This is a genomic window from Streptomyces sp. NPDC001985 (genome assembly GCF_040296845.1).
Lineage (GTDB): Bacteria > Actinomycetota > Actinomycetes > Streptomycetales > Streptomycetaceae > Streptomyces.
In genome coordinates this window covers 45013-55633 of sequence record NZ_JBEOYB010000057.1, presented here as the reverse complement: position 1 = coordinate 55633, position 10621 = coordinate 45013, and the positions used below count along the sequence as shown (strand labels likewise).

Genomic DNA, 10621 nt, shown 5'->3' with positions numbered 1-10621 from the left:
GGTGGCCGCGGCCGGCGCGCCACCCGTGGCCTGGGGCGAGCGGCACCGGCTCGCCCCCTGGCGGGCGGCCGGACGCGGAGCCGGAGAGCATGCCCGGGCTCGCCGGCGACCGGCGGGGCGGGCGCCCGCACGGCCGCGAGGCGGCGTGAGGGCTGCGGGGTGGCCGCACCCGGGCGGCGCGCTCCGTCCTGGTGCGGGCGATGACGGCAGTGGCGCCGTGGAGCCGTGGGGCAATGAGGCAGTGGCGCCGCACGCGCTGGACGCCCTCGGGGAGTCGGGTGGGCGGCGCCGCGTGGCATCCTGGACCGGTGTTCTCCTCCGGCCCTGTGGGCGCTGTGTTCTTCGACGTCGACGGAACTCTCGTCCCCGGGACGAGTTCGTCGGTCTTTCTCGCCGGATTCCTCGGCCACCGGGACGAGTTGGCCCGGGCCGAGGACGCCTACGCCCGCGGCGACCTGGACAACCGGCAGGTGTCCGAACGGGATGCCCGGGGCTGGGCGGGCGTGTCCGAGGAGCAGATCCTCGGCCGGCTCGACGGGCTTCCCCTGGTCCCGGGCATCACGGAGACCGTGCGCTGGTGCCGGGGGAACGGGCTGGTGCCCGTGCTGGCGACGCTGGCCTGGTCGCCGGTCGGCGGATATCTGGCCGGCCGCTTCGGCTTCCACGCCTTCAGCGGACCCCGCCTGGAGAGGGCCGGCGGCCGGTTCACGGGCCGTGTCGCCCGCCACCTCGACGAGTACGGCAAACGGGACTTCGCCCTCGCGCTGGCCCGGGAGCTGGGGTTGCCACCCGGCGTGTGCGGGGCCGTCGGGGACAGCCGTTCCGATCTGCCCCTGTTCGCCTCCGTCGGGCTGAGTGTGGCGTTCAACGCCTCGGCGGCGGCACGGGAGGCGGCGACCGTCACGGTGGACGGCGGCGATCTGCGAGACGTACTGCCCGCCCTCAGCGGCCTGGTCGCGGCGGCGCGCTGACGGCCTCGCGCCGACGGCCGGAAGGGACCGGCCCGCGGCGCTCGCCGCGGGCCGGCCCCTCTTCGGGACGGCGCGCCGGTCAGACCCCGGCGAGGGACTGAATCCACGAACGGTACGCGGTCACGTTCGTGTAGGCGGTGATGGTCTGCCGGTCGCTGGTGGAGGCGACACCGACCTGGATGCCGTTGGCCATCATCGGACCGCCCGAGTCGCCGCCCGCAGTGATGCCGTCGCCGCGGCGGGCGCAGATCGCGGTGCCGTTGTAGGCGTCGCGGCAGGCTCCGCTCACGATGACGTTGGCGACCTTCAGATAGCGGGACTGGCAGTTGATCTCGGAGCCGCACTGGGAGGTGGCGCCCCAGCCGTACACCTGCACGGTCTGGTTCACGGAGACCGAGCCGGGCTGTCCGAGGCGGGCATAGGTCGCCGTGACCGAGCGGTCGAGCTTGACCAGGGACAGGTCGGAGGAGGAGTGGTTGTGGACAGCCGAGGCGTTGGCCGAGATGCCGCCGCTGGTCTGGTCGAGGCTGCCGATACGGAACGACAGCCCGCCGCCGGTGACACAGTGCTTGGCGGTGAGTATCCAGGTGGGCGCGATGATCGAGGCGCTGCACGTCTGCCGGCCGTTGGAGAACAGCCGTGCCGCCCAGGGGGCGTTGCTCGCGTAGCCCCCGCCGATGATCGGCAGGGCGGCCCGGCCTTCCGCGGCGCCGGAGGCTCTCTCCGCGGCCGGGGCGGCGGCCGGGGCCGGCGCGGGCGCCGGTGTCTGGGCCGTGGCGGTGGGGGCGAGGGCGACTACGGAGAGCGCGGCGGTCGCGAGGGCGGGTATGAGACGGGTGATACGCACGTGGTCTTCTCCATCGTGTGGGGGTGGAGCCCTGCCGGGATGCGCAGGAAGGGCAGGACGCACCAGAGGGTGTCTTGTTGCGTCCATGACACAAGTGGCTGCGGAGAATCTGGCAGACGCCGTGTCGCCGGCACAAGGGGTTGACGGAGGCGACTTGGACGCGGAGAGCCGGACCGTGCCCGAACTGTCCGGACAAGGTCCCGTACGGCACGGCGCCGCTCCTCACCGGTACCGGAGCAGCGCCCCGCCCGCGCCACCGCCCGTCGTGCCCCGCGCCACCGCCCGTCGTGCCCCGCCCTGCCCCGCCCCCGCGCCGCCCGCCGCGTCGGGCGCCGCGCCCCACCCGCGTACCCCCTTCCCGCGCGGTCCCCTCGGCCCGGCCGGCCCCGCGCCCCGCGGCGCGGTCCGTGCCCTCAGGCGCCCGGCGCGGTCGCCCTGTCCCACCGGGTGCGGAGCGCGGCCAGCCGGGCCCTGAGTCCTTGCAGCGGTGTGGGCGGCAGCGCGCGGGCGGAGCCGCGCGCGTAGTGCCGTTCGACGTAGAACTGTCCCGTGCTGAGCACCGTCGTGACGGCGATGTACCAGACGGTGGCGACCAGCAGCAGCGGGATGACCTGATAGGTCTGGTTGTAGACCAGCTGCACCGAGTACAGCAGATCGTGCACGGCCAGCACACTGACGATGCTGGTGCCCTTCAACGTGCCGATCAGCATGTTCCCCGCCGTCGGGACGATGGAGCGCATCGCCTGCGGGATGACGATCCGGCGCAGGGTGCGCGCTCTGCCGATACCGAGGGCCTGGGCCGCCTCCGTCTGGCCCGACTCGACGGAGAGGATGCCGCCGCGCACCACCTCGGCCGCGTAGGCGGCTTCGTGCAGGGTCAGTCCGATGACGGCGGTGAGGGTGGGCCCGAGCAGATGCACCGTCTCGACGGTGACGAACTGCGGTCCGAAGGGGATGCCGAGACCGAGCGTCGGGTAGAGGGCGCCGATGTTGAACCAGAACAGCAGCTGCACCAGCAGGGGAGTGGACCGGAAGATCCAGACGTAGCCCCAGCTGAGGGTGCGCAGCACCGGATTGACGGAGAGCCGCATCACGGCGAGCGGAATGCCGAGCAGAAAGCCGAGCACCATCACCGCACCGGTCAGCCAGAGGGTGAGCAGCAGCCCGTCGAGCACGGCGGCGGTGGTGAAGTACCGGCCCACGACATCCCACTGGAACGCGGGGTTGCGGACGACGGAGTTGACCGCCATCGCGAGCAGCAGCAGCGCCACGACGGCCGTCAGCCGCCGGCCGGTGTGCCGGCGCGGCACGATCCTCGGCAGCTCCCCGCCGGGGGCCGCGCGGTGGACCGGCCTTTCCGGGCTGTCCGGGCTGTCCGGGCCGGGGGCGCGCGCGGGGCCGGGGGCGGAGGAGAGGGGCGGCGGGACGGAACCGTTGACGCGGGAGGGATCGGTGAGATCGGACGGCGGGACCATCAGAAGGCACTCCAGGGGAGGGACGCGCGGGCGCCGGTGACCCACCCGGCGGCGCGTGTGCGTGGACGCCGCGCGGGCACAGCGGCGCGGCGGGCGGTGGAATGGCGGCCGGCTCACGGGCGTCGTCGTGATCACCGCGTCCCTCAACGCGGCCGGCGCGGCTGCCGTGCCCGGCGGAGCCCGTCCGGCCCCGATCGTATGTATCCAACGCCCTTGTGTGTCAACCTCGGTGGCGGACCGTTCATTGGTGTTACATCACCTGGAACACAGTTGACGAGCGGCGAGTTGTACTGCTCAATTGGTCGCATGATTGCCGGTCTGCGCCTGGTTACGCGTGATCACATCGACTTCGGTCGGGTGTGGTCCGCGGCGTGTTGCGCCTGACGCGACAGCGGGCGGCCCGACCGGCCCCTCCCTCCCTCGGCGACCCCGTCGCGGGCCGGAATCCCTCTCCGCACACCGTCGTCCTCCCGCGCTGAGCACCCGCTGAGTCCGCGCGCGGACACCGCTGCGAGAGCCGGCACACCGCTGCCGCCGCCCGACCGTGCCCCTGGCCCGTGCCCGGCGTCGTCCCATCCGCTCACCATCTCGTTCCCCGCCTCCTGACGCGCCGTCCTCCGACGGCCGCAGGCTGCCGCACCGCCGTGCCCGGATACCGACCGGGGCACGGTCCCATGGACTTGAGGAAGGTCATCTCCCGTGCCGGTTGAGTTCCTTGGTATCGCCGCGACCAACAACGGCTCCGAAACCACCCCGCGCTCCGGCGCCGCGTTCGACAAGGAGTACACACTCCGGCTCGCCCGGGCACACGAGGACCACGACTGGGACCGGGTGCTCTTCGCGTACGGCTCCGGATCGCCCGATCCCGCACCGGCCGCCGCCTACATCGCGAGCAGGCTGGACCGCCTCCAGCTCCTGCTCGCCCACCGGCCCAACGTCTCGTACCCGACCTACGCCGCCAAGACCTTCGCCACCCTCGACCGCATCAGCGAGGGCCGGCTGGCCGTGCACTTCATCACCGGCGGCAACGACCGGGAGCAGGGCCGCGAGGGCGACACCCTCACCAAGGACGAGCGCTACACCCGCACCCGTGAGTACATCCGGATCGTCAAGAGGATCTGGACCACCCACGAGCCCTTCGACCACGAGGGGGAGCACTACCGCTTCCACGACTTCGTCAGCGATGTCTTCCCGGTCCAGCAGCCGCGCCCGGACGTGTCGTTCGGCGGCTCCTCGCCCGCGGCGTACGCGGCCGGGGGAGCCGAGGCCGACATCTACTGCCTGTGGGGGGAGCCGCTGGCCAGGACCGCCGAGCAGATCGAGGCCGTGAAGGCCGCCGCGAAGGCGGCGGGCCGCGCCGACGTGCCCCGTATCCAGGTGGCGTTCCGGCCCATCATCGCCCCCACGGAGGAGCTGGCGTGGGAGAAGGCCCACCGCACCGTGGGCGCGATCAAGGACCGCAAGGAGCGCGGCGATCTGGTCACCCGGCGGCACAACGGACACCATCAGCCCGAGAACACCGGTTCGCAGCGGCTGATCGCCATCGCCGAGGCGGGGGAGCGCTACGACCGCGCCCTGTGGACCCCGACAGCCGCCGCCACCGGTGGCGCGGGCAACTCCAACGCCCTGGTCGGCACGCCGGAGACGGTCGCCCAGGCGCTGCTGGACTACTACGACCTCGGCGTTGACATCCTCTCCGCCCGGGGCTACGACCTGCTGGGCGACGCGATCGACTTCGGCCGGCACGTCATTCCGATCGTCCGCAAGGAGGTCGCCAAGCGCGACGCCGAACGCCGGAACCAGCATGCCGCCGGGTCCGCCGGGTCCGCCGGGTCCGCCGGGTCCGCCGAGCCCGCCGGGTCCGCCGGGTCCGCCGAGCCCGGCGCCGAGCCGGCGGCGGCGCACGGCGGCTCCCGGACCGCCGCGGCGGTGAACAGATGACCTCCTCCACCCGGCCCCGGCTCCGGCCCCGGCACGCCCCGGCCGACCGGGCCATCGTCCATGTCACCGTCTCCGACCCGAGGACCGGACCCCTGCTGCGCGAACTCGGCGACGAGTACTCGGCGCGCTACGGCAAGGACGCCCACGCCGAGCTCGCCCGCTACCCCGACGAGGAGTTCACCCCGTCCCACGGCGGTGTCCTGCTCCTCCTCGTCGAGGACGGCGAGCCCGTCGCGGGCGGCGCGTTCCGCCGGTACGACGAGACCACGGCCGAGCTGAAGCGGATCTGGACGCACTCCGCGCACCGGCGGCGCGGTCTGGCCCGGCGGATCGTCGCCGAGCTGGAACGCGAGGCCGCCGCCCGCGGCTACCGGCGCATCCGTCTGACCACGGGGCCGCGCCAGCCCGAGGCCCGCGGACTGTATCTGACCACCGGCTACACGCCGTTGTTCGACACCGGCGCGGACCCCGAGACCATCGGCCTCCTGGCGTTCGAGAAGCGCCTGCCCACCCCCGCGCATCACGGAGAGGCGGCGGTCCTGTGACCATCCGCGGCATCGGAACGCGACTGCGCGCCGGCACCGGCATCGCGCTGCTGTCCGCACTGGCGCTGACCGCGTGCGGCTCCGGCGACACCCCCGGCGCCGCCCCGGCGGGAGCCGGGGCGTCCCGCGCGCCGGCCGACGACCCGGTGGCCGCCGTGCGCACCGTGGCGTCCGCCGCCGCCCTGCTCCCCGCGGACGTCCGGGCGTCGGGGAAGCTGCGGGTCGGCAGCTCGATCGGCGCCCCGCCCGGGGCGTACTACCCGAACGGGTCGAACCAGCCGCCCGCGGGTCTGGACATCGACCTCGCGAACGCGGTGGCCAAGGTCCTCGGTGTCGAACTGGAGCGGCAGGACGCCTCCTTCGAGACGATCCTGCCCGCCCTCGGCAGCGGCAAGTACGACTTCGGCACCGGGAACTTCGGTGTCACCGCCGAGCGGCTGAAGACCATCGACTTCGTCACCTACATCAACGACGGCCAGGGCTTCGCGGTGAAGAAGGGCAACACCGAGCTGACCACGAAGGTCACGGACCTCACCCAGCTCTGCGGACTGACCATCGGCACCGGGGCGGGCACCACCTTCGAGGCGACCCTCGCCGCCCAGCGGGGCGTCTGCGCCAAGGCGGGGAAGAAGCCGTACGAGGTCAAGGTCTACTCCGAGAACGGGGCCACCCTCACCGCGCTCCAGCAGGGCCGGACCGACGTGATCATGTCGACCATCAACGGGCTGCGCCACCAGGCGTCCCGGTCCGCCTCGGGGACCACCTTCCTCGGGGAGTACCACCGTCTCGATGTCGGCTTCGCCTTCGACAAGGGCTCACCTCTCACCAAGGCGTTCCGGGCCGCGGTCAACGAGCTGATCGCCGGTGGCACCTACGCCCGGATTCTCAAGAAATGGGGCACATCCGCCTCCGCGATCGAGACATCGCGCATCAACCCGCCCGAGCACGGCTGACGAGTGAGCAGGAACGCCACGATGGGACTCACCACCGATTCCACCGCCGCGCCACCGGGCGCGGCCTCCCCGGGCCCCGGCCCCGGCACCCCGCCGGGCCCCGGTGATCCGGCCCGCCTCCGGGTCGTCCCCGCCCGCCACTACGCCCGCTGGGCGGCGGGTGCGGCCGTGACCGTGCTGGTCGTCCAGTTCGCGCACGGGATGGCCACCAACCCGGTCTGGGAGTGGGGTGTCTTCAGCGACTACATCCTCTCCGAGACGATCGTGGACGCGGTGTGGGTGACCCTCCAGCTCACCGCCTACGCGACGGTGCTGGGCTTTCTCCTCGGCACCGTCCTGGCCTTCATGCGCCTCTCGCGCAGCCCGGTGCTCCAGACCGTCGCCTGGACCTATGTCTGGATCTTCCGCTCCATTCCGATGATCGTCCAGCTGGTGTTCTGGTTCAACCTCAGCGCCCTGTACGCGAGTCTGGGCGTCGGCATCCCCTTCGGCCCGGTCTTCTGGTCCGTCGACAGCAACAGTCTGATCGGCACCATGGGCGCCGCCGTCATCGGGCTGACGCTGCACCAGGCCGCGTACGCCGCCGAGATCGTCCGCGGCGGCGTCATCGCCGTCGACCACGGCCAGTCCGAGGCCGCCGCGGCGCTGGGCATCCCCCGGCTGCGCCAGATCCGCCGGATCGTGCTGCCGCAGGCGATGCGCGCCATTCTGCCGACCGCCGGGAACGAGATCATCGGACTGCTCAAGGGCACGTCGGTGGTGTACGTGATGGCCATCGGCGAGCTGTTCTACCAGGTCCAGGTGATCTACGGCCGCAACGGCCGGGTGATCCCGCTGCTCCTGGTCGCGACCGCCTGGTACGTGGTCCTCACCTCGGTGCTGTCGGTCGGCCAGTACTACGTGGAGCGGCACTTCGCCCGGGGCGCCAACCGCACCCCGCCGCCCTCCCCGATCCAGCGCGCCCGCCGTTTCGTACGGAATCTGCGCGCGGCGGCCTCCCGGCCCGACCGGCCCGTCATCCCCCTGAAGACCCTCGGAGGCAGCCGATGAGCGAGGTGACGGTGGACGCCGGCAGAACGGCGGCCCGGGCCGCCGAGGCGACGCCCGCCGCGGAGGAGGTGATGGTGGACATCCGCGGTGTCCACAAGAGCTTCGGCGCCCTGGAGGTGCTGCGCGGGGTCGATCTGCGGGTGCGCGCGGGGGAGGTCACCGTGATCCTCGGTCCGTCCGGCTCCGGAAAGTCCACGCTGCTGCGCACCATCAACCACCTGGAGAAGGTCAACCGGGGCTGGATCAGCATCGACGGCGAACTCATCGGCTACCGCCGCTCCGGCGACAAGCTGCACGAGCTGAAGGAGAAGGACGTTCTGAAGCAGCGCACCCACATCGGGTTCGTCTTCCAGAACTTCAACCTCTTCCCGCATCTGACCGTGCTGGAGAACCTGGTGGAGGCCCCGGTCTCCGCGCTGCGGCTGCGGCGCGGGGAGGCACAGGAGCGGGCCCGGCGGCTGCTGGACCGGGTCGGGCTCGCCGACAAGACCGACGCCTATCCGCGGCAGCTCTCCGGGGGCCAGCAGCAGCGCGTGGCCATCGCCCGCGCGCTCGCCCTCGAACCGAAGGTGCTGCTCTTCGACGAGCCCACATCGGCGCTCGACCCCGAGCTGGTCGGTGAGGTCCTGGACGTCATCAAGGACCTGGCCCGCACCGGCACGACCATGATCGTCGTAACCCATGAGATCGGCTTCGCCCGCGAGGTCGCCGACACCGTGGTGTTCATGGACGACGGAGTCGTCGTGGAACGGGGCTCACCCGCCGCCGTCCTGGACGACCCGCGCCACGAGCGCACCCGTGCCTTCCTCTCCAAAGTCCTCTGACCGCGCCTCACCCCTCCCACAGGCAAGGAGCACCGCCATGTCCCTCTCCCTCTCCCTCTCCCGCCGCACCGGCGCCGCCGCGCTCGGCATGACCGCCGCCCTTCTCCTCGCCGCGTGCGGCAACCCCTCCGAGGACGGCACGACCGGGACGGGGGAGGCCAAGGACACGGGTACGAAGATCAATCTGAGCCCCGACCAGAACCGCGTCACCACCGGGAAGGTCGACTCCATCGCCGCCGGGGTTCCCGAGAGAATCCGCAAGAGAGGCACCCTGGAGATCGCCAGCTCCTCCGGCTCCGAGGCGCCCCTGGGCTTCCACGCCACCGACAACAAGACCGTCATCGGCGCCGAGCCCGACATCGCCCATCTGGTCGCCGATGTGCTCGGCCTCGAACCGCGCATCAACACGGTCTCCTGGGAGAACATCTTCGTCGGCCTCGACAGCGGCAAGTACGACGCCGGCTTCAGCAACATCACCGACACCGAGGAGCGCAAGGAGAAGTACGACTTCGCCACCTACCGCAAGGACAACCTGGGCTTCGCGGCGAAGAAGGGCAGCGGTCTGAAGATCAGCGGGCCCAAGGACGTCGCCGGCCGGACCGTCGCCGTGAGCAGCGGCACCAATCAGGAGAAGCTTCTGGTCGAGTGGAGCAAGGAGGCCGAGAAGGCCGGCCTCGCGCCGGTGGACATCAAGTACTACCAGAACGAGAGCGACACCTACCTCGCCCTCCAGTCCGGCCGGATCGAGCTCTACCTCGGCCCCAACCCGACCGCCGCCCACCACGCCGCCACCACGGGCAAGACCGAGGTCGTCGGTGTCCACTCCGGAGCCGGGGCCACCCTCCAGGGTCTTATCGCGGCCACGACCAAGAAGGACAACGGCCTGGTCAAGCCGCTCGCCGACGCCCTCAACGAGATCATCCGCAACGGTACGTACACCAAGGTGCTGAAGCGCTGGGGTCTGACCGACGAGGCCGTGACCACCTCGCGGATCAACCCGCCCGGACTGCCCAGGACCAACCAGTAGCCGCCGCCGGGACAGCGGTGACGCGGCACCCGCGTCACCACGCCGGCCCCCGGCCCGATCCCCCGCCGATCCCACGCTCCCGAAAGGGCCGCCATGGCCACCGTCCTGTCCGTCTCCGGAAGCCCCTCCGCCGCCTCCCGCACCGCCCGTCTGCTGCGCCATCTCGACCGGCGGCTCACGGCCCAGGGACACGAGGTCATCCCCCTGGACGTCCGCGCCCTCCCCGCCGACGCCCTGCTCGGCGCCGACTTCCGGCACCCGGCGATCGCCGAGGCGGCCGGGCTGTTCGAGCGCGCCGAGGGAGTCGTCATCGGCACGCCCGTCTACAAGGCCGCCTACTCCGGGGTGCTCAAGTCCCTGCTGGACCTGCTGCCGCAGCACGCCCTGGCCGGCAAGACGGTTCTGCCGCTCGCGACCGGCGGGACCGCCGCGCATGTCCTGGCGATCGACTACGCCCTGCGCCCGGTGCTCAGTTCCATGGGCGCCGCGCACATCGTCCAGGGCTGGTTCACCCTCGACACCGACATCGTGGTGGGCGACGAGGGCGCCCTGACCATCGCCCGGGGCGCGGACGAGGCCGTCACCCGTGTCGTCGACCGGTTCTCCGAAGCCCTCGGCGGCCGCCCGGCCCTGCTGGCGGCGGCGGGCTGCGCGCGGTAGCCGCGTCCGCCGCCGCGGGGGAGCGGGCCGCCCGGCCCGGCCCCTGGCGGACGCGGAGGGCGCCGCACCCCCGCGGCATCCGCCACCACGCCATCACCCCGTGGCCGGCGCGGGCCCCCTTGACGAAACGCGCCGGCCGCCGGACACTCCAGTACGGATTCCCCACCGGACAGGCAGGACATGACGGAGCGCCTGGAGTTGCCCGCCGGCCGGGCCGCGTGCGGCGCCCGGCCGCCCCTTCTCCTGACCTCCCGCCGCCATATCGACCTTCTGCGCGTCTGCAGCGCGGCGAGCCCTCTGCGCTGAACCGGCGGCGCCCACCGGCACG

10 protein-coding genes are annotated in these 10621 nt (G+C 72.5%); 8 read left to right on the top strand and 2 right to left on the bottom strand.

Annotated features, from left to right (window positions below; translation table 11 throughout):
- The first annotated feature begins 335 nt into the window (after nucleotides 1-335).
- Nucleotides 336-971 (top strand): HAD family hydrolase, encoded by a 636-nt coding sequence (locus ABT122_RS24180; protein WP_351555951.1) that lies wholly within the window; start codon nucleotides 336-338, stop codon nucleotides 969-971.
- A gap of 79 nt (nucleotides 972-1050) precedes the next feature.
- On the opposite strand, the gene ABT122_RS24175 is transcribed toward ABT122_RS24180, so the two are convergent.
- Together ABT122_RS24175 and ABT122_RS24170 are read right to left on the bottom strand one after the other, a co-directional pair.
- On the bottom strand, nucleotides 1051-1818 hold the full coding sequence (locus ABT122_RS24175) for a S1 family peptidase (RefSeq protein ID WP_351555945.1): 768 nt from the start codon (nucleotides 1816-1818) through the stop codon (nucleotides 1051-1053).
- Nucleotides 1819-2231: 413 nt separating this feature from the next.
- Nucleotides 2232-3293 carry an amino acid ABC transporter permease gene (locus ABT122_RS24170; protein WP_351555942.1) on the bottom strand — a complete coding sequence of 354 codons (1062 nt, stop codon included), beginning with the start codon at nucleotides 3291-3293 and terminating at the stop codon, nucleotides 2232-2234.
- 699 nt (nucleotides 3294-3992) lie between these two features.
- On the opposite strand from ABT122_RS24170, the gene ABT122_RS24165 reads away from it, so the two are divergent.
- The 7 genes from ABT122_RS24165 (at nucleotide 3993) to ssuE (ending at nucleotide 10293) form a co-directional block, all read left to right on the top strand.
- Complete coding sequence (locus ABT122_RS24165) at nucleotides 3993-5234, top strand: LLM class flavin-dependent oxidoreductase (protein ID WP_351555939.1); 1242 nt, start codon at nucleotides 3993-3995, stop codon at nucleotides 5232-5234.
- A complete protein-coding gene (locus ABT122_RS24160; protein WP_351555936.1) occupies nucleotides 5231-5779 on the top strand; it encodes a GNAT family N-acetyltransferase in 549 nt (182 codons plus the stop codon). Before ABT122_RS24165 ends, ABT122_RS24160 begins: the two co-directional genes overlap by 4 nt.
- A 2-nt stretch (nucleotides 5780-5781) precedes the next feature.
- Nucleotides 5782-6732 (top strand): ABC transporter substrate-binding protein, encoded by a 951-nt coding sequence (locus ABT122_RS24155; RefSeq protein ID WP_451068336.1) that lies wholly within the window; start codon nucleotides 5782-5784, stop codon nucleotides 6730-6732.
- A 21-nt stretch (nucleotides 6733-6753) separates the two neighbouring features.
- Nucleotides 6754-7782, top strand: a complete 1029-nt coding sequence (locus ABT122_RS24150) for an amino acid ABC transporter permease (RefSeq protein WP_351555930.1) — start codon at nucleotides 6754-6756, stop codon at nucleotides 7780-7782.
- Nucleotides 7783-7853: 71 nt separating this feature from the next.
- The gene (locus ABT122_RS24145) at nucleotides 7854-8606 is read left to right on the top strand and encodes an amino acid ABC transporter ATP-binding protein (protein ID WP_351555948.1); all 753 of its coding nucleotides are present in this window, start codon (nucleotides 7854-7856) and stop codon (nucleotides 8604-8606) included.
- 37 nt (nucleotides 8607-8643) lie between these two features.
- Nucleotides 8644-9633 carry an ABC transporter substrate-binding protein gene (locus ABT122_RS24140; protein ID WP_351555927.1) on the top strand — a complete coding sequence of 330 codons (990 nt, stop codon included), beginning with the start codon at nucleotides 8644-8646 and terminating at the stop codon, nucleotides 9631-9633.
- A gap of 93 nt (nucleotides 9634-9726) precedes the next feature.
- Nucleotides 9727-10293, top strand: a complete 567-nt coding sequence (gene ssuE, locus ABT122_RS24135; protein ID WP_351555924.1) for an NADPH-dependent FMN reductase — start codon at nucleotides 9727-9729, stop codon at nucleotides 10291-10293.
- Nucleotides 10294-10621 lie beyond the last annotated feature (328 nt).